The 19,510-nt window shown below is 60.2% G+C and carries 18 protein-coding genes; 12 read left to right on the forward strand and 6 right to left on the reverse strand.

The annotated features are described in order from the left end of the window. Window positions 1-3 precede the first annotated feature (3 nt). Window positions 4-2,526, reverse strand: a complete 2,523-nt coding sequence (locus ACZ0AZ_RS03255) for a CS1-pili formation C-terminal domain-containing protein (RefSeq protein ID WP_129997594.1) — start codon at window positions 2,524-2,526, stop codon at window positions 4-6. A 112-nt stretch (window positions 2,527-2,638) separates the two neighbouring features. Continuing rightward, window positions 2,639-3,130 (reverse strand): CS1 type fimbrial major subunit, encoded by a 492-nt coding sequence (locus ACZ0AZ_RS03260; protein WP_039758453.1) that lies wholly within the window; start codon window positions 3,128-3,130, stop codon window positions 2,639-2,641. A gap of 499 nt (window positions 3,131-3,629) precedes the next feature. Between ACZ0AZ_RS03260 and ACZ0AZ_RS03265 the strand changes: the two genes are divergently transcribed. Both ACZ0AZ_RS03265 and ACZ0AZ_RS03270 read left to right on the forward strand, forming a co-directional pair. Then, window positions 3,630-4,205, forward strand: a complete 576-nt coding sequence (locus ACZ0AZ_RS03265; protein WP_463538699.1) for a PadR family transcriptional regulator — start codon at window positions 3,630-3,632, stop codon at window positions 4,203-4,205. After that, the gene (locus ACZ0AZ_RS03270; RefSeq protein WP_463538700.1) at window positions 4,202-4,987 is read left to right on the forward strand and encodes a siderophore-interacting protein; all 786 of its coding nucleotides are present in this window, start codon (window positions 4,202-4,204) and stop codon (window positions 4,985-4,987) included. The genes ACZ0AZ_RS03265 and ACZ0AZ_RS03270 overlap by 4 nt, the downstream gene beginning before the upstream one ends. Window positions 4,988-5,107: 120 nt before the next feature. On the opposite strand, the gene ACZ0AZ_RS03275 is transcribed toward ACZ0AZ_RS03270, so the two are convergent. Both ACZ0AZ_RS03275 and ACZ0AZ_RS03280 read right to left on the reverse strand, forming a co-directional pair. Continuing rightward, complete coding sequence (locus tag ACZ0AZ_RS03275; protein WP_039758460.1) at window positions 5,108-5,746, reverse strand: Pr6Pr family membrane protein; 639 nt, start codon at window positions 5,744-5,746, stop codon at window positions 5,108-5,110. Window position 5,747: 1 nt separating this feature from the next. After that, window positions 5,748-5,978 (reverse strand): VF530 family protein, encoded by a 231-nt coding sequence (locus ACZ0AZ_RS03280; protein ID WP_016773359.1) that lies wholly within the window; start codon window positions 5,976-5,978, stop codon window positions 5,748-5,750. Between the two features lie 168 nt (window positions 5,979-6,146). Between ACZ0AZ_RS03280 and ACZ0AZ_RS03285 the strand changes: the two genes are divergently transcribed. The 10 genes from ACZ0AZ_RS03285 to cmoB all read left to right on the forward strand — a co-directional run bounded on the left by ACZ0AZ_RS03285 (window position 6,147) and on the right by cmoB (window position 17,408). Further along, window positions 6,147-6,287, forward strand: a complete 141-nt coding sequence (locus tag ACZ0AZ_RS03285) for a hypothetical protein (RefSeq protein ID WP_160292038.1) — start codon at window positions 6,147-6,149, stop codon at window positions 6,285-6,287. Then, window positions 6,280-7,641: a carbohydrate porin gene (locus ACZ0AZ_RS03290; RefSeq protein WP_463538701.1), complete on the forward strand. Its 1,362-nt coding sequence runs from the start codon at window positions 6,280-6,282 to the stop codon at window positions 7,639-7,641. Before ACZ0AZ_RS03285 ends, ACZ0AZ_RS03290 begins: the two co-directional genes overlap by 8 nt. A 219-nt stretch (window positions 7,642-7,860) precedes the next feature. After that, window positions 7,861-10,269 (forward strand): glucose/quinate/shikimate family membrane-bound PQQ-dependent dehydrogenase, encoded by a 2,409-nt coding sequence (locus ACZ0AZ_RS03295; RefSeq protein WP_039758465.1) that lies wholly within the window; start codon window positions 7,861-7,863, stop codon window positions 10,267-10,269. Between the two features lie 389 nt (window positions 10,270-10,658). Continuing rightward, the gene (locus ACZ0AZ_RS03300) at window positions 10,659-11,114 is read left to right on the forward strand and encodes a hypothetical protein (RefSeq protein ID WP_463538702.1); all 456 of its coding nucleotides are present in this window, start codon (window positions 10,659-10,661) and stop codon (window positions 11,112-11,114) included. Next, window positions 11,102-11,479 (forward strand): hypothetical protein, encoded by a 378-nt coding sequence (locus ACZ0AZ_RS03305; RefSeq protein WP_129997599.1) that lies wholly within the window; start codon window positions 11,102-11,104, stop codon window positions 11,477-11,479. Before ACZ0AZ_RS03300 ends, ACZ0AZ_RS03305 begins: the two co-directional genes overlap by 13 nt. Before the next feature lie 373 nt (window positions 11,480-11,852). Continuing rightward, window positions 11,853-12,227 carry a DUF6124 family protein gene (locus tag ACZ0AZ_RS03310; RefSeq protein WP_463570959.1) on the forward strand — a complete coding sequence of 125 codons (375 nt, stop codon included), beginning with the start codon at window positions 11,853-11,855 and terminating at the stop codon, window positions 12,225-12,227. Window positions 12,228-12,480: 253 nt separating this feature from the next. After that, window positions 12,481-14,895, forward strand: coding sequence for an endopeptidase La (gene lon / locus ACZ0AZ_RS03315; RefSeq protein ID WP_463538703.1), 2,415 nt, complete (start codon window positions 12,481-12,483; stop codon window positions 14,893-14,895). A gap of 215 nt (window positions 14,896-15,110) precedes the next feature. Then, entirely contained in the window at window positions 15,111-15,503 is a 393-nt protein-coding gene (locus ACZ0AZ_RS03320) for a protease inhibitor I42 family protein (protein ID WP_064364364.1), read from the forward strand. A 208-nt stretch (window positions 15,504-15,711) separates the two neighbouring features. Then, window positions 15,712-16,455 (forward strand): carboxy-S-adenosyl-L-methionine synthase CmoA, encoded by a 744-nt coding sequence (gene cmoA / locus ACZ0AZ_RS03325; protein ID WP_463538704.1) that lies wholly within the window; start codon window positions 15,712-15,714, stop codon window positions 16,453-16,455. Beyond that, entirely contained in the window at window positions 16,452-17,408 is a 957-nt protein-coding gene (cmoB, locus tag ACZ0AZ_RS03330; protein WP_463538705.1) for a tRNA 5-methoxyuridine(34)/uridine 5-oxyacetic acid(34) synthase CmoB, read from the forward strand. Before cmoA ends, cmoB begins: the two co-directional genes overlap by 4 nt. A gap of 190 nt (window positions 17,409-17,598) precedes the next feature. Here cmoB and tadA read toward each other — a convergent pair whose 3' ends face one another. Continuing rightward, on the reverse strand, window positions 17,599-18,096 hold the full coding sequence (gene tadA / locus ACZ0AZ_RS03335) for a tRNA adenosine(34) deaminase TadA (RefSeq protein ID WP_039761462.1): 498 nt from the start codon (window positions 18,094-18,096) through the stop codon (window positions 17,599-17,601). Beyond that, window positions 18,096-19,472 carry a multicopper oxidase family protein gene (locus tag ACZ0AZ_RS03340; protein WP_463538706.1) on the reverse strand — a complete coding sequence of 459 codons (1,377 nt, stop codon included), beginning with the start codon at window positions 19,470-19,472 and terminating at the stop codon, window positions 18,096-18,098. The genes tadA and ACZ0AZ_RS03340 overlap by 1 nt, the downstream gene beginning before the upstream one ends. Window positions 19,473-19,510 lie beyond the last annotated feature (38 nt).

Here is a 19,510-nt window from a genome sequence, read left to right on the forward strand (position 1 = left end):
CGTTCAACCTGCCTTCTGTTCGGTCAAGGACACATCGGCCAGCGTGTCCGGCGTGCAACGCAGATCCCCGATCATCAACACGTTGTTTTCGCTGCGATGGTCGGCCTCGTTGAGGCGGAACTGACACAGCAACTGATTGCCCTGACGCACTTCCAGGGTCGGTGAGCCGGCGTTCATTTCCATCGAGAAGAACCCGTCGACTTCGGTCACGCCACGGCTGGCGTGGTTGATCACGTGATGGCCCTTGAGCGGCTGGCCGCGACCGTCAACCAGACGGCCGAGCACGGTCAGGGTTTTCATCACGCGGATCTGGCGGTACTCAACGCCACCCTTGTTCAAGTGATAACGGGTGCGCGCCGGCTCAATGGTGGCGGCCGGCACGGCGTTGCCTTCGAAATCGAAACTCACCGAGCTGTTCTGATAAGCCGTGATCGGAATGAAATTGCGCCCCGGCTTCAACGCAGCACCGCCGCCGCTGTAGTCGTCGGCGCGCAGGACGATGTCCTCGATGTCTGACTCGACGTCGACAATCATCCCGGCACCGCGCACTTCGCTCTGGCTGGTCAGGAGCATCTTCTCGCCGCCGACCACCAGCGTGCTGTCGAGGTTGAGCCCGCCCGTGAAATTGCCGTTGTAGGAGGAACGCTGGACAAACGCGTCGCCGCTGAGCGCATCGGTGCGGAAATTGGTCAGGCTGGACATGCCCAGGCCGTAAGTGTCGGTGAGCGCCGTCACCGAGACGCTTTGCAGCACGTGGTCCTTGAAGTCCCTGCGCCAGCCGAGCGAGGCATTGTTGTCGCGTTTGCCGTCACGGGCGGTGCGCGAGCCAATGCTGCCGGTGAGCTGCTGGCCAGGTGCGCCAAGGGCCAGGTTGATGCTCAGATCAACACCGCGATTGCGCGCATCGCCGCTGCTGAAACTGCCCGGCCGATCAAACAGCGACAGCCGCCAACTGGCATCACTGCCCAACAGCACGGTGCGCTGGGTCCAGCCCAGATCCACGCCCATGCCTTCGACATTGCCCTCGCTGTGCGACAGCCGCGCATTCACCGAGCTCTTGCTGCTCAGGCGATGGTTGAGTGCCAGCGAGGAGTTGCTGGTCTGCCCGACGAACACGTTGCGCGGCCGAATGCGCGTGCCATCGGGCAACGTGTCGTAGGTATTGGTGGTGTCGAGCCAACTGCGGTTGTGGCTGACCACGATACTGCCGGCGCCGTAGTTATAGAGGCTCTGCAGATCGAGACCGGTGCCGTAATCCTCAGTCTTGTAGACGTTGGCGTACAACGTGATGTGATTGGCCAGCGTCCAGTCGATGGAGGTGCCGTACTGCAGTTTTTCGCGGATCTGCCGCGCCGAGGCACCGACAATCACCCGTGGGTGCAGCAGGTAGTTCACCGACGCGCCGGCGGTGGGACTGCCGCTCGATTGCGTGTCCCAGTTGCTCAGCAGCTTGCTCTCCTCGCCGGCGAATACGTTGTAGCGCCAGCGCTCGTCGAGATTGCGCCAGTTGTTGGGCTTGTACACCAGCTCCTGAGTCGTCGAAGTGATCTGGCCGTCTTCGATCAGGCGCACTTCCACCTCATAGATACCGCCGGGTAGCGGGCGGGTATCGAGGGTCTGCAGGCCGGCCGGTACCGATTGCGTATTGATCAACAAACCGTCGCGCCAGATCTCCACCGAACCCTGCCGGTTGGCGGTGACGTAGATGGGGTAAACGCTGGGCATCGGACTGTTGATTGCCAGGCTGTCGGAGCTGCCGTACATGACGCCGACCGCCGTATCGGGGCTGGTGCCGAACGTACGCGGCTGGCGCGTCAGTCCTTCGGAATTGGGGGTGAAATAGCCCAGGCGAAAGAAGCTGCCTTGCAGTTCGCGCTGGGTGTGCAGTTCATGTACCGCGTGATAAAGCTTGTCGTCGGGGCCGCCGAGCCGGGCCATTTGCAGATTGAGCGTCTGGCTCCAGTTGCCGAGGCTGGCGCTGGCCTCCAGACCGAAGCGTCCGCCGAGGTCCTGGTCCTGACCACCGTTGAGGTTGAGCTGATTGCGCACCATCAGGCCGCTACTGCCACCGCTCGGTTGCTCGTAATAACGTTTGGCCTCGACATCGCGTTCGGCATCTTGCGTGGCGATCGAAACCAATGAGTTTTCCAGGTTGTAATGCACCGCCAGAAAACCATCCGGGCAAGATCCCGTGCATGCGCCCAGAGGCACGCCGGGCTTGAGAAAGCTCGCCCATTTTTCCCGTTCTGCAGGACCGAAGCGGTTTTCGCTGGTGTCGGTGAATTCGAGGAGTGTGAGGCGATCATCGCGCGACAGCACCACCATGGCCTCGCCGAGCGGCTGTTGGTCGACCTCGACCCGCACCGCCAGCGGCACATCAAAGAAATGCTCCTCGAAATCCGCCGGCAAGCCTTTGGCCTGGGCCAGCAGACTGCGTGGCGTCGTACCGGCGGCGCTGGCGGCCATGGCTGTGCTGGCACACAACAACAGCGCAAGCGCAGCCGCGATGGGTGTCATCGGGAACATGAACTTGTACTCTGATTGACTGACAATGAAAGTCCGTCGGGGCCTACATGACTGTCTGCCCCGGCGGTTGACGCCACTCGTGAAAAGCGAGCGTATTGAGCTGATCAGTTGATCAGTTGCCGCCAATCGGTGGCACGGCGTCAAAGATCATTGCCACGGAACCGGTGTAGTCACCCGGCTGGAAGTTGCTGCCCTTGGCGGAGATTTTCAGCGGTGCGCGATAGTTGACGTCGGACTCGGCTTCACCGACGACCATTTGCGGAGTGGTGGTCAGTTCCTTGTTGTTGAGCATCACTTGCAGGTCGATCGAAGTGCTGCCAGCGACCAGTTTTGGCAGACTTTCCAGGCTGGCGTGTACCGAACCGTTGTTGTTGCGCACATCGAAGAAACCGTTGACTTCGGCCATCTTGCCGGTCGTCGGCTGATAGCTCATGTCCTGATCCTTGTTGACCAGGTCAGGATCGGTTGGCACCACGTAGAAACCATTGGTCGGCACGTGAGCGACGAGGCTGATGGAATGCGACGCTTCGCCCGCAGCGAAGGCACCGGTGGAGGTGATTGCCAGAAGAGCCAGGGGAGCAGCGATTGCGAATTTCTTGAACATCGTTCAGTACCTGTTTGCTTTATATAAGAGGGATGTCATTAAAAGTTCATAAACCCATTGCTTAAGCAGCAGCGGATCAACTTGAACTTTCAACGGTGGGCATCATCGACTGTTGCCTCTTGAATGTAAGCAGGCAACTTCCGACAAACGCGTAGTTAAACCACCCCGCACCCCGCCAGAAAAAAGAACAAAAAACAGATACTTGCGATATTCGCTGTAAGTTTCGCCTTACATACAGTTATCCGGAAAAAACCATACAGCAACTTTGCCGCTTTAGATCAGCAACTTTGGAGGTATTAGAATATATACTCAAGAGCAACTAGAGCGATAACTTTAACTTCGAGGTCACGGCATCGTTCAATCACCCAAATATATTTTTTTCCGCCCGAAGGGTGCTGGTGACCGCTCGTCCGTCGAAACGCGCTTGAGGAAAAAACGTCTTGCGTCACCGTTAAGATATATCTTAAGTTGTATCTAAATACGACGTGAGAGAAGCGAAATGAGAGACCATCATTCCTCCTACCGCGAGCACGGCGACGGCCGCGACGGCTTCGAGAAGCGCCCGGGTCGCGAACGCGGCGGCCGCGGCCCTCGAGTGTTCGCCCCCGGTGATCTGAAATTGCTGTTGCTGGCGCTGATCGCCGAACAGCCATGCCACGGCTACGACCTGATCCGCCAGATCGAAGGCATGTTCGACGGCGCCTACAGCCCGAGCCCCGGGGTGATATACCCGACCTTGACCTTTCTGGAAGAGAGCGACCTGATCGCCGGCGATGCCGAGGCCGGCAAAAAACGTTACAGCGTGACCGACGCCGGTCGTCTGTCTTTGAGTGAGCAGGCCGTAGCGCTTGATGGCGTACGCATGCGCATCGACGTCAGCAAGCGCTCACTGCGCGGCCATGATCGCCCGGCGGAAATCCACGAAGCGGTGCACAACCTGCGCCATGCCTTGCAGCTGCACCACGGTCGCTGGAGCGCCGAAGAAATCCTGCGCGTGCGCGACCTGCTCAACGACACCGCCAAAGCCATCGTCGACGGCCCTGCCGTTCAACCTGCCCAGGAGACAGCCGAATGACTGCAGTCGATACTCAAACCATTCACCGCGTGATGCATGAAATCAAACGACGCAAGCTTGAAGTATCGCGCGTCACCGACCTGACCCCGCGCATGCGCCGCATCACCCTCGGCGGGCCCGAACTGGCCGGATTCATCAGCCTGGGCACGGACGATCACGTCAAACTGCTGTTCCCGCAGAACGCCGAACAGGCAGCAGCGCTGGAAACAATGCAGCTCGGCGCCGGCAAGGACAACGGCCCGATGCCAGAGATGCGCGACTACACGCCGCGTCGCTACGATCTGGAAAAAATGGAGCTGGACATCGATTTCGTCCTGCATGGCGATGGCCCTGCCTCGACCTGGGCGGAACAGGCGCAACCGGGGCAGTTTCTGCACATCGGCGGGCCGCGCGGGTCGATGATCGTGCCGGACATCTTCGACAGCTACCTGCTGATCGGCGACGAAACCGCCCTCCCCGCCATCGCCCGCCGCCTCGAAGGCCTGCCGGCAAATCGCAAGGCGCTGGTGGTGATCGAAGTGGAAAACGGCGCCGAGCAGCAAGTGCTGGAAAGCGCTGCGCAGTTCAATGTCATCTGGGTACTGCGCGAAGGCGGCAAGGACAACCTGCTGACGACGGTCAAACAGCTGCAAGTGCCCAAGGGCAATCTGTACGCGTGGGTGGCGACCGAGACCAAGGTCTCACGGCAGATCCGCCGGGTGCTGATCGATGAGCACGGGCTCGATGAACAGTTCATCAAGGCGGCCGGATACTGGCGCGCCGAGGGCTCTGACGAGGAGTGATTTTCTCCTGACCACAATTCCCGTGTGGGAGCGAGCTTGCTCGCGAAAGCGGTGTGTCAGTCAACATCCATGCAAACTGATACACCGCATTCGCGAGCAGGCTCGCTCCCACATTGAATATCAACTTCGTGCGGACAATCTGCGGTCGAGGCCGATCACCAGCAACCCCACCAACACAAACCCCACGAATATCCCCCCGGCATTCGCCAGCACCTGTGGATAACCCAACACCGCGACATCTATGAACGGGTACGCATACGCGCCAAGCAGATGCCCGCGCAGCAAGGCGTAGATGAAATACACCAGCGGATAGATCAGCCACAGCGGCAGGTGCCACAGGCGCAACGTGCCTTTGGGAACGCAGCGCCACCAATAGCCGAGAAACAGCAATGGCATGACGTCATGGAGCAATTCATCGGCGACAAACTGCCAGCCTTGGGGATGCCACAAGTGCCGCAACAAAATGCTGTAGGCCAGACCGACCACGGCGATGCTTACCGCAATGCCACTGCTGACCCAGGGTTGCAGGAACCAGCGCCGCGCTGCGGATTCGCGCTCGGTGACCGCGCAGGTCAGCACCGTCGCCACCAGGGTGTTGGTCAATATCGTGAAGTAACTGAAGAAACTCACCAGCCCGCCCAACAGGCTGGCGCCGATGCTCAATCTTGCGAAGAGGATGAGGTACAGCTGAATTGCCAGCCCTGCCCAGCCCAACACGGCCAGGCCGGTGATCAGGCGTCGCCGCCTCGCGCTGTCCATCTCAGAGCGGTCGCTTGGTGCGCATCAGCTTGACGTAAAGGCGTTCGACCTTTTCCCGCGCCCATGGGGTTTTACGCAGGAAGGTCAGGCTCGACTTGATGCTCGGATCGCTTTTGAAGCAACGGATGTCGATACGCTCGGCCAGACCCGACCACTCGTAGTGAGTCACCAGTGCGTTGAGGATCTGTTCGAGGGTCACGCCGTGCAGCGGATCGGGGGATTGTTCGTTCATGCCGGCCTCTGGGCGAAGTGGAAATGCGTAAAGCCGCGCACCTTAGCCGAGGGGCTGAGCGGGTGGAAGGCCTTCCTGCAAATGTAGGCCAACCCGGGAAGATCGCAGGCTGTGGTCCGACTCACAATGCGCCCGTTTGCCGCACTGTTACCGAATCCGAAACGCTGCATGTCTGCAAAAGCCCTTTCTCAATTTGTTACAGATCATTATCCTGCCGCCCTTCCGCTGAAACGCTTCACTGCCTGCGACAATCTGAAGCGCTCGGCCTGCACCCGTAAAACATCGAAAAAAGACTTTATTCATGGCTGATTTTTCCTCCTTCCGAGATAGCGCTACCTTCGCGCTGCGCACCTTCGGCGGCTGCACCGCCCTTGGCCTTGCCACCTGCGTCCAGGCAGCTCCAGCCTTCGACAGTGAGTCACCGTACATGCTCGGTGACTGGAACGGCACGCGCACAGAACTCGCGGAAAAAGGCTACGACTTCAAACTCGATTACACCGGCGAAATGGGCAGCAACCTGCACGGCGGCTATGACCATGACCGCACTGCGCGCTACAGCGACCAGTTCGGCCTCGGCACCCACCTGGATCTGCAGAAGATCCTTGGCTGGAACGACGCCGAGTTCCAACTGACCATCACCAAACGCAGCGGCAACAACATCAGCAATGACCGCATCAACGACCCGCGTGTTGGCGGCTTCACTTCGGCGCAGGAAGTCTGGGGACGTGGCCAGACCACGCGCCTGACGCAGATGTGGTATCAGCAGAAATTCTTCGATCAGAAACTCGACATCAAGGTCGGCCGTTTCGGCGAAGGCGAAGATTTCAACAGCTTCCCCTGCGACTTTCAAAACCTGGCGTTCTGTGGCTCGCAGGTTGGCAACTGGGTCGGCGGCATCTGGTACAACTGGCCGGTCAGCCAATGGGCGCTGCGGGTCAAATATCACCTGACGCCGGAGCTGTACGCACAGGTCGGCGCCTATGAGCAAAACCCCTCGAACCTCGATCGCGGCAACGGTTTCAAACTCAGCGGCAGCGGCACCCAGGGCGCGATTCTGCCGGTCGAACTGGTGTGGACGCCGAAGCTCAACGGCCTGCCGGGCGAATACCGCGCCGGTTATTACTACAGCAACGCCAAAGCGTCTGACGTGTATAAAGATCGCAATGACCAGCCGGCAGCGCTGAGCGGCGAAGCCTACCGCAGCGCGTCGAGCAAGCACGGCGTATGGCTGGGCCTGCAGCAGCAGGTCACCAGTGTCGCCAGCGATAACAGCCGGGGTTTGAGCCTGTTCGCCAACGCGACGATGCACGACAAGAAAACCAACGCCATCGACAACTACGTGCAGACCGGCCTGACCTACAAAGGCCCGTTCGATGCCCGCGCCAAGGACGACATCGGTTTCGCCCTGGCCCGCGTCCACGTCAACCCGGCCTATCGCAAGAACGCCGAAATGACTAACCGCGCCAACGCCGTCTACGACTACGACAATCCGGCGTTCCTGCCACCGCAGGACACCGAGTACAGCGCCGAGCTGTATTACGGCGTGCACGTGACCAATTGGCTGACCGTGCGCCCGAACCTGCAATACATCCGCCACCCCGGTGGCGTGAACGACGTCGACGACGCCCTGATCGGCGGGATCAAGATCCAGTCATCGTTCTAAAGATCTACACAAATCCAATGTAGGAGTGAGCCTGCTCGCGATAGCGGTGTTACAGGCGACATCTCCAGAGACTGAAACAGCGCTATCGCGAGCAGGCTCACTCCTACAGGAATGCATTTCGTTAGCCGAACAAGTTTTTATCTGAACCATGCCTGCGCCAAATCGTCATCTAAAGTGACTACAGCGCGGGACTACATAAACGTCACGGAGAATCACACTATGAGCACCGAAAGTGCTTCGAGTCGGGGCCGTCTGCTACCGGGCCTGCTCGGCATTCTGCTTCTACTGATGGGCCTGGCCATGCTGGCCGGGGGAGTCAAGCTGAGCATGCTCGGCGGCTCGCTTTACTATCTGCTGGCCGGTATCGGCATCGCATTGACCGGCATCCTGCTGCTGATGCGCCGTCGTGCGGCGCTGGGCCTGTATGCCATCGTGCTGTTTGCCAGCACCGTGTGGGCGCTGTGGGAAGTTGGCCTGGACTGGTGGCAACTGGTGCCGCGTCTGGCGATGCTGTTCGCCCTTGGTCTGGTGATGCTGCTGCCGTGGTTCCGTCGCCCGCTGCTGCTCAACGGTCCGGCGCCAATGGGCACCGGCGCCTTGAGCGTAGCGGTGGTACTGGCCGGCCTGACCGCTGTAGCCAGTCAGTTCACCAACCCAGGGGAAATCAAAGGCCAGCTGGACCGCGACAGCGTCGACGGTATGACCAACACCGCCCCGGCCATGCCCGACGGTGACTGGAACTCCTACGGCCGCAGCGCCCACGGTGATCGTTACTCGCCACTGGCGCAGATCACCCCGGCCAACGTGAGCAAACTCGTACCGGCGTGGACCTACCGCACCGGCGACATCCCGGGGCCGAACGATCCGGGCGAAACCACCGCTGAAAACACCCCGCTGAAAGTCAACGGCATGCTCTATGTGTGCACGCCGCACAGCCAGGTGATTGCGCTGGATCCGGACAGCGGTAAGGAAATCTGGCGCTTCGATCCGAAGCTGAGTACGCAGAACGCGGCCAACTTCAAAGGTTGGGCGCACATGACCTGCCGTGGCGTGAGCTATCACGACGACGCGGTCTATGCCTCCGAGCAGAGCCCGACCGGTTCGGCCAGCCCCGCCCCGGCCAGCGCCTGCCCGCGTCGCATCTTCCTGCCAACCGCCGACACGCGTCTGATCGCCCTGAACGCCGACACCGGCAAAATGTGCGAAGACTTTGGCGACAAAGGCCAGATCGACCTGAGCGCCAACATCGGCGGCTTCAACGCCGGCGGCTACTACTCCACTTCGCCACCTGCGGTCACCAAGGACCTGGTGGTGATTGGCGGTCACGTCACCGACAACGTTTCCACCGACGAGCCTAGCGGCGTGATCCGCGCGTTCGACGTGCACACCGGCAAACTGGTGTGGAACTGGGACAGCGGCAACCCGGACGACACCGCGCCGATCGCCGAAGGCAAGACCTATACGCGCAACTCGCCGAACATGTGGTCGATGTTTGCCGTCGATGAAAAACTCGGCATGCTCTACCTGCCGATGGGCAACCAGACCCCGGACCAGTTCGGTGGCATGCGTACGCCTGAATCGGAACTGCACGCCGCTGGCCTGACCGCGCTGGACATCGCCACCGGTAAGGTGCGCTGGAACTTCCAGTTCACCCACCATGACCTGTGGGATATGGACGTCGGCGGTCAACCGACCGTGATGGACATCAAGACCGCTGACGGCGTCAAGCCAGCGGTACTGGCGTCGACCAAGCAGGGCAGCATCTACGTGCTGGATCGCAGCACCGGCAAGGCCATCGTGCCGATCAACGAAATCCCGGTGCCGCAAGGCGCGGTGGAAGGCGACCACACTTCGCCGACCCAACCGAAATCCGACCTCAACTTCATGCCGCCGCCACTCAAAGAGCGCGACATGTGGGGCGTGACGCCATTCGACCAGATGCTCTGCCGGATCGACTTCAAATCCCTGCGTTATGACGGCCCGTTCACCCCGCCATCGCTGCAAGGTTCGATCGTGTATCCAGGCAACTTCGGCGTGTTCGACTGGGGCGGCATCTCGGTCGATCCGGTGCGCCAGATCGCCTTCGTCAACCCGAGCTACATGGCGTTCCGTTCGAAACTGGTACCGGCTGCAGAAGTTGCCGGCGGCCCGGGTCGCAAGAGCGAAACCGAAGGCGTACAGCCCAACAAGGGCGCGCCATACGGCGTGATCCTCGAGGCGCTGCTGTCGCCAATGGGCTTGCCATGCCAAGCGCCAGCGTGGGGTTATGTCGCAGCGGTCGACCTGACCACCAGCAAAACCATCTGGATGCACAAAAACGGCACCGTGCGCGACAGCTCGCCGGTTCCGATCCCATTGAGCATGGGCGTACCGAGCCTGGGCGGCACCTTCACCACCGCCGGTGGCGTTGCCTTCCTGAGCGGCACCCTCGACCAGTACCTGCGCGCCTATGACGTGAAAAACGGCAAGCAACTGTGGGAAGGCCGCCTGCCAGCCGGCGCGCAAACCACACCGATGACGTACACCGGCAAGGACGGCAAGCAATACGTGCTCGTCGTCGCCGGCGGTCACGGCTCGCTGGGCACCAAGCAAGGTGACTATGTGATTGCGTACAAACTGTCTGAGTAAGCGTTAGCGAGCGGTAAAGAAAAGGCGATGTCCCGTAAGGGACATCGCCTTTTTTTGTGAGCGCAACTTGGAAGGCAATGAAAAAACTGTGGGAGCGGGCTTGCTCGCGAAGGCGGAGTGCCAGCCGGCACCTGTGTTTCTGACACACCGACTTCGCGAGCAAGCCCGCTCCCACATTCGCTCTCGGTCGTGAACAGGTTCGTCCTGCAGACGCTGATTAATGCGCCGGAGCTTTCCGACAGGCGGGTCGGTAGCGTTTGGAAAATGCGCTGCGCCTGAATATTTATCGCCAATAAGAATAAAAAACTGTCAGGTATTACAGTTCACAGCTTTCCAGCTTTTTCCCAGACTTGCCTCTTCATTATTCGGATCATACAGAGGCAGCTCTCATGGCAAACCCAAACGTATCCAAAGCCGTTTTCGCGTTCGGCTCTATTGAAACGGATGTCAAAGGCACCATCAGCGGCCATTATCTGGACTTGACCAGCTACAGCACTTCAAGCACCTCCATTTCTTTCAACGTGTTAGGGGGATACGACTTTTCTTTCCGCCACAACGACAGCTTGACGGGCGCGCGGATCATCTCCATCACGCTTCGCTACCCGCTGGATCCTTCCCCTCTGCGCTATTCAGAAACGATTGTTATAGACCGAATCGATCCACGTCCCTATGAATTTGATACGTCAACTTCTTCACGTATCGCGGTGACCCAAATGAGTGACTCCGTGTACCGATACGACCTCAAAGATTACAAATTTTCAGGCAAAGCAAAGCACACGAATGACACGCGGGAACTCACCTGTAATGGATTCTTTGTGGTTCAGGAACTGACGTGGCCGTTCTGACAACGCTGGTTGTGGGGACCTTCTGTGTGAGCCTTTATTCGAAACTGCGTATCGCCCTGCTGGCGGCCATATTGGCACTCAGTGCCTGGATCCCTGCGCAGGCCGACAACAACGCGGAGCAGGAAAAAGACTGTAGTGCAGCACTCATTAAATTGAAGTCCATGAACATCACGCCTGGCGCATCCAATTGTCAGACAGGCGAAACACTACAGTGGCGCGTCGAGGCAACTGCCGAGCAATTTGAGCAGGTGATGGATGTTTGCAAAAAATCCAGACTGGCCGCCGTGTATCGATACAGCGAATCAAGGATCGTCAGTTGCCAATACACCTCAAGCACGAGGAACACTTCGGGCGGAGCGTATTGAAAGAGGAGAGACGTCTGCCACGGGTTGCAACATATTGAGGCTGTAGGATACGCACACGTCCTACAGATGCTGCTGAATGCGAGGCTTTTTCCGACAGGTCGCGTCGGTTGTGCTTCGGAAATGCGCTGGATAGGCTCGCAGGGTCGCTGACAATTCAGCGACCGGGCGTCGCGGCCCGGGCAGTCCATTCGATTTGATGCATAATCGCCAGCCCAAGCGTTAGCCGCTTGGTTTGATGGTGGCTGTGCGCGGGATACCTTCGGGTATGCCGGGTTTCCGAATGGCTCGGTCCGCGAACCTGCGTACAGCTGCCTCCTTGCATCGCGTCGCGGCGATCACGCAGACAGCTCCATCTCTCATTCGGAGCTTCACCATGTTCAAACCAACACCCAATCCCCCCGAAACCGAAAGCACTTCCCCCTACCAATCCCCTGACTCAAAAAAACTCCACCACGCCGCCGAGCGTGCGCTGGACCACTACCTGAAGCCACCCGCCAGCGCCGACAAATCCCACAAACCCAGCACCATGTTCCAGGTCACGCCCGATCAGGACAACGAAAGCCTGCTCGCCCACGCCTGCGAATCCCTGGCCTCGGCCAGTGTCATGGCCAGCGACATCGCGGCATACGTCGACAGCCCGCAGCGACATACCAACCTGGCGATCCAGCAAGTGATCATGCTGGCCGAACTGGCGGTGAATCGAGTCCTGGACAATTACGAAATCCCCCAATCCCCGGCACACAGCTGAACCCGGTGGGAGCGAGCCTGCTCGCGAAGGCGTCGACACATTCGGCAGTAATGTCGCCTGACACACCGCATTCGGAGCAGGCTCGCTCTTACATTCGGGATCGTGGCATCCGCGAGAATCAGATCGGCTCTCAGGCCGCCAAGGTCAAAAAAACTGTCCCCCCCTGAACACACAAGCAGAAACACACCCGCCCCATTGAAACCACGCCACCCCTGCCCCATCTAAGACCCATACCCCATTGCGCAGGTGCCCCATGACCGACCAGCAAGATCGCCCGGACAACCACGACGATTACGAAACCGACCACATCGAACACACCTCCTCCGGCACCGGCTTGGCGCTGCCCGGGCAAAACCTGCCGGACAAGGTCTACATCATCCCGATCCACAACCGCCCGTTCTTCCCGGCCCAGGTCTTGCCGGTCATCGTCAATGAAGAGCCGTGGGCCGAAACCCTCGAACTGGTCAGCAAATCCGAACACCACTCCCTGGCCCTGTTCTTCATGGATACGCCCCAGGAAGACCCGCGCCACTTCGACACCGGCGCCCTCCCCGAATACGGCACGCTGGTCAAGGTTCACCACGCCAGCCGCGAAAACGGCAAACTGCAGTTCGTCGCCCAGGGCCTGAGCCGTGTGCGCATCAAGACTTGGCTCAAGCATCACCGCCCGCCGTATCTGGTCGAAGTCGAATACCCGCACCAGCCCACCGAGCCGACCGACGAGGTCAAGGCCTACGGCATGGCGCTGATCAATGCGATCAAGGAACTGCTGCCGCTCAACCCGCTGTACAGCGAAGAGCTGAAGAACTACCTCAACCGCTTCAGCCCCAACGATCCATCGCCGCTGACCGACTTCGCCGCCGCGCTGACGTCCGCCACCGGCCCCGAGCTGCAGGAAGTGCTCGATTGCGTGCCGATGCTCAAGCGCATGGAAAAAGTCCTGCCGATGCTGCGCAAAGAAGTCGAAGTCGCGCGCCTGCAAAAGGAGATTTCCGCTGAAGTTAACCGCAAGATCGGCGAGCATCAGCGTGAGTTCTTCCTCAAGGAGCAACTCAAGGTCATCCAGCAGGAACTTGGCCTGACCAAGGACGACCGCAGCGCTGACCTCGAACAGTTCCAGCAGCGCCTCGAAGGCAAAACCCTGCCGGCGCAGGTGCAGAAACGCCTCGAAGAAGAAACCCACAAACTGTCGATCCTTGAAACCGGCTCGCCGGAATACGCGGTCACACGTAACTATCTGGACTGGGCGACTTCGGTGCCGTGGGGCGTGTACGGCGAGGACAAACTCGACCTCAAGCACGCACGCAAAGTCCTCGACAAGCACCACGCGGGTCTTGATGACATCAAGGATCGCATTCTCGAATTCCTCGCCGTCGGCGCCTATAAAGGCGAAATCAGCGGTTCGATCGTGTTGCTGGTCGGCCCACCGGGCGTGGGTAAAACCAGCGTTGGCAAATCCATCGCCGAATCCCTCGGCCGGCCGTTCTACCGCTTCAGCGTCGGCGGCATGCGCGACGAAGCCGAGATCAAGGGCCACCGCCGCACCTACATCGGCGCGCAGCCGGGCAAACTGGTGCAGGCGTTGAAAGACGTCGAAGTGATGAACCCGGTGATCATGCTCGACGAGATCGACAAAATGGGCCAGAGCTACCAGGGCGACCCGGCCTCGGCGCTGCTGGAAACCCTCGATCCTGAGCAGAACGTTGAATTCCTCGACCACTACCTCGACCTGCGCATGGATCTGTCGAAGGTGCTGTTCGTCTGCACCGCCAACACCCTCGACTCGATCCCCGGCCCGTTACTCGACCGGATGGAAGTGATTCGCCTGTCCGGCTACATCACCGAAGAAAAAGTCGCCATCGCCAAGCGGCACCTGTGGCCGAAACTGCTGGAAAAGGCTGGCGTGTCGAAAGGCAGCCTGAGCATCAGCGACACCGCACTCAAAGCCCTGATCGACGGTTACGCCCGTGAAGCCGGCGTGCGCCAGCTGGAAAAGCAGATGGGCAAACTGGTGCGCAAAGCGGTGATGAAGCTGATCGACGATCCGAAAGCAGTGATCAAACTCGGCCCGAAAGACCTCGAAGCCTCGCTGGGCCATCCGGTGTTCCGCAATGAGCAAGTCTTGTCCGGCACCGGCGTGATTACCGGTCTGGCCTGGACCAGCATGGGCGGCGCCACGTTACCGATCGAAGCCACGCGGATTCACACGCTCAACCGTGGCTTCAAACTCACCGGGCAACTGGGCGATGTGATGAAGGAATCGGCAGAGATCGCCTACAGCTACGTCAGCTCGCACCTCAAGCAGTTTGGCGGTGATGCGAAGTTCTTCGACGAAGCTTTCGTCCACCTGCATGTGCCTGAAGGCGCGACGCCGAAGGACGGCCCAAGCGCCGGCGTGACCATGGCCAGTGCGCTGCTCTCGCTGGCACGCAATCAGCCGCCGAAAAAAGGCGTGGCAATGACGGGTGAGCTGACGCTGACCGGGCATGTACTGCCGATCGGCGGCGTGCGCGAGAAAGTGATCGCAGCGCGCCGGCAGAAGATTTTCGAGTTGATTCTGCCGGAGCCGAACCGGGGTAACTTCGAGGAGTTGCCGGATTATCTGAAGGAAGGGATAACCGTGCACTTTGCCAAGAAGTTTGCGGATGTGGCGAAGGTGCTCTTCTGACAGTTTTCAGCGCCTGATATACCGCTATCGCGAGCAGGCTCACTCCCACAGGGTGATGCGGTGAATACAAAAACTGTCGACACCGCTTATCACTGTGGGAGCGAGCCTGCTCGCGAAGGCGGCAACTCTGGCGATGCCAATTTCCCGAACGTCACACTTTGTCTCATCTTCAGTTATGCTCGCCGTTCGTCGTAACCGCCGGAGCTGCTGACCTTATGTCCCCCACTCGCCTGTTTCTCCCCCTCGCCCTTTGCTTGCTGGCCGCCTGCGCCACGCAACCGAAACACAACGTGACCGTGGAAAAACAAAGCGAATGCCCGGTGCGGCTCACGACCGGACAAAACCTGATCATCACCCTGCCGAGCAACCCGACCACGGGTTATCGCTGGGCGATTCAGGATTCCGCTGGCGGCGTGTTACGTGCGCTCAGCCCGGAGGTCTACAGCAATCCGGAAGATGCCGGCGTGGTCGGCGCAGCGGGTGTATCAACCTGGCGCTTCCAGGCATTCGCAGCCGGCACCGGGCGCTTGCGCCTGACTTCGCAACAACCCTGGGCGCCGGAAGTGCTGCCCGTGGAAACCTTTGACTGCGCCATTTCGGTGAACTGACTGCGGCAAACCGCGCTGGCTTCTTCGCGAGCAGGCTCGCTCCCACAGAACACCACGCCCCCCTGTGGGAGCGAGCCTGCTCGCAAAAGCGATATCCCTGACGGCGAAGTTTATCCGCCCTTACTGTGCTTTATCAGACAACCCAAGCATCCCCGCGCCACTTTGGCTAAAATGCCGGCCTTTTCCACCGACACCGCCGGACGCCGCCGTGAGCAAAGAACCCGATCGCCTATTCGCCCAGCCTTTGGCCCAGGTGCCTGACTTCGCCTTCAACGAAGACGTGGTGCGGGTGTTCCCGGACATGATCAAGCGCTCGGTGCCGGGTTACCCGACCATCGTCGAAAACCTCGGCGTGCTCGCCGCGCAATTCGCCCAGCCGAACAGCGTCCTTTATGACCTCGGTTCGTCGCTCGGCGCAGTGACTCAAGCCCTGCGCCGCCATGTGCGCACCGACGGTTGCCGAGTGATCGCTGTGGATAACTCAGCAGCGATGGTCGAGCGTTGCCGCGAATACCTCAACGGTCAGGATTCGATGTTTCAGGAATTGCTGCCGGTCGAGGTGATCGAAGGCGATATCCTCGCGCTGCAATTCCAGCCTGCCTCGGTGGTGGCGCTGAACTTCACCCTGCAATTCATCGCCCCGGACCAGCGCACCGCGTTACTCTCGCGCATTCGCCATTCGCTATTGCCTGGCGGCGCGCTGATTCTCTCGGAGAAGCTGCGCTTCAACGATGCCGAAGAGCATGCGCTGCTCACCGATCTGCACGTGGCGTTCAAACGCGCCAACGGCTACAGCGAACTGGAAATCGCCCAGAAGCGCAGCGCCATCGAAAACGTCATGAAGCCCGACAGCCTCGAAGAACACCGCGAACGCTTGCTGGCCGCCGGGTTCTCGAAAGTCGTGCCGTGGTTCCAGTGTCTTAACTTTGCCTCGTTGATTGCCTTGCCATGATTGATCTGTCCCCCCTCGCCCGCCGTCTGGCCGGTACTCCGCTGGCCGACTGGGCCAACACGCTGCAAGCGCAACTCGACAAGAAAATGGAGAAAGGCCACGGCGATCTGGAACGCTGGCAAAGTGCGCTGGACGCCTTGCCGAAGATCCAGCCAAGCGAAGTCGATTTGCTCAATGGCTTGAAACTCGACACCGATTGCGACGACGCAACCCGCGCGCAGATGCGCACCGCTTTGATGGGCCTGTCGCCGTGGCGCAAAGGGCCGTTCGATCTGTTCGGCGTGCATGTCGACACCGAATGGCGTTCGGACTGGAAGTGGTCGCGCGTGGCGCCGCACTTGGACCTCAAAGGCAAGCGTATCCTCGATGTCGGCTGCGGCAATGGCTACTACATGTGGCGCATGCTCGGTGCCGGTGCGAACAGCGTAATTGGCGTTGACCCGAACTGGCTGTTCTTCTGCCAGTTCCAGGCTGTGCAACGTTATTTGTCCGAGCCGAATGCCTGGCACCTGCCGTTCCCGTTTGAAGATCTGCCGCCGAATCTGGAAGGCTTCGACACGGTGTTTTCCATGGGCGTGTTCTATCACCGCCGCTCGCCGATCGAGCATTTGCTGGCGCTGAAGGATTGCCTGGTCAAGGGCGGCGAACTGGTGCTGGAAACGTTGGTGGTCGAAGGCGACAAGCATCAGGTGCTGGTCCCGGAAGATCGCTATGCGCAGATGCGCAACGTGTGGTTTTTGCCGTCGGTGCCGGCGCTGGAATTGTGGCTGCGCAGAGCCGGGTTCAGCGATATTCGTTGTGTGGATGTCAGCACGACCACGGTTGAGGAACAGCGCGGGACCGAGTGGATGAAGTATCAATCGCTGAGCGATTTTCTGGATCCCGAGGATCACAGCAAAACCATTGAAGGGCTGCCGGCGCCGATGCGCGCGGTTATCGTCGCGAAGAAATAACCCGATCTCACAGCGCAGATCCCCCTGTGGGAGCGGGCTTGCTCGCGAAGGCGGTGTGTCAGACGATAAATGGTTGCCTGAATCACCGTCTTCGCGAGCAAGCCCGCTCCCATATTGCAAGCGCATTTCTGCCGTTGAAATGCCGTCTTTTGAGCAAGTGAACCTGCTCGCTTCTACAATGGGGCGGTATTTATTCAGCGGGTTTTGCGCGTCTGGCGCGAAAAAACTCGGTAAGCACCGCACCACACTCTTCCGCCAACACCCCACCCTCATACAACACTCGATGGTTGAGGAAGCCCTGGGTAAAAAACTGTCCCTGACTCTGCACAATCCCGGCCTTGGGCTCCAGCGCGCCATAGACCACTCGCGCCACCCGTGAATGCACGATCAGCCCGGCGCACATGCTGCACGGTTCCAGCGTCACGTACAGCGTGCTGCCCGGCAGGCGATAGTTATCCACTGCCTGCGCGGCGGCGCGGATCGCGACCATTTCCGCATGGGCACTTGGGTCGCTGGTGCTGATCGGGCAATTGAAGCCGCGACCGATGATCACGCCATCGTGCACCAGCACTGCGCCCACCGGCACTTCACCGAGGGCGGCGCCCTGTGCGGCGAGGATCAGGGCTTCGCGCATGAAGTCGCGGTCGCGGCTGCGGTCGATGATCGCCGCCGGGCGGATCTGGCGCATCACTTCACCTCGATCGCGGCCATCAGGCCGGTTTCCATGTGGTCGATGACATGGCAGTGGAACATCCACACCCCCGGGTTATCCGCCACCAGCGCCACTTGCGCACGCTCGTTCTTGCCCAGCAGATAAGTGTCGGTGAAATACGGCACGACCTTGTGCCGGTTCGACGCGATCACCTTGAAGCTCATGCCGTGCAGGTGGATCGGGTGCTGGTACTGGGTCATGTTCTTCAATTCGAAAATATAGCTCTGGCCGAGTTTCAGAGTGGCAATCGGCCGGTCGGCGCAGGTCTTGTCGGTGATGTCCCAGGCCTTGCCGTTGATCTGCCACAGGCTCGGCGGTTTGCCGTTTTCGGTGTTCACCGAGACCGAGCCGACCCATTCGAAATTGAAGTTGAGTTTCTCCGCATTGGCCAGGTCCGGCTCGGCCACCGGGTTGGCTGGCAGCGCTTTTGGCCAGTCCGTCGGCGCATCGGTGTTGGCGACGGAACGCAGCGTGCCCAGACGAACCGGGCCGTTGCGCAGCGACAACTCCTCACCTGCCGCCGGCGCCTTGATCGCCAGGCAAATGCGCATGCCAGGGCCGAGCCAGTATTCCTTGCCCAATGGCCGAGGTTCGATCGGATTGCCGTCCAGCGCGTAGATCTTCGCTTCGACGCCCGGAATGTTGATGCGATAGGTCAGGGTGTTGTCGAGGTTGAGCAAGCGCACCCGAGTGATCTGCCCGGCCGGTAGATCGATCACCGGCAACGGCACGCCATTGATCGTCGACAGGCGCCCGGCGGTACCGCCACGGGCCGCTTCGCGCGGGATACTGAACTCGACGAACTGGCCTTGCTCATCGACATGCCAGTTCTTCAGGCTGAGGGTTTTCTCGTACTTGAAACCGGTGGGCTCGCGCTCTTCGATGATTAGCGGCCCGACCAGCCCACGACCCAGTTCTTCGCTGCTGCTGACATGCGGGTGATACCAGTAGCTGCCGGCGTCCGGCACGCGGAATTTGTAGTCGAAATATTCGCCCGGCAGCACCGGCAGTTGCGATACGTAGGGCACGCCGTCCATTTCCAGCGGCAGGCGGATACCGTGCCAGTGAATGGTGGTCGCCACGGGCAGGTGATTGATGAAACGCACCCGCAACCATTCGCCCTGACGCACGCGCAACTCGGTGCCCGGCGCCGACGGGCCGAACGCCCAGGCCTCGGTCTTGTGCCCCGGCACCAGCTCGACGTCGAGCGGCGCGGCGATCAGTTCATAGTCGTGGCCGGCCTCGGCGTCGGCCATCTTGCCCAGCCAGTAACGCGACGCGCCTCCCGCGCCTACGCCAACGACAACAAGACCGGCCAGGCCACCGAGAATTTGGCGACGGGTAAAGGACATGAACTCAACTACCTCACGTATCAGCGACAGATCCCGAG

It is taken from the genome of Pseudomonas sp. AC239 (assembly GCF_979258545.1).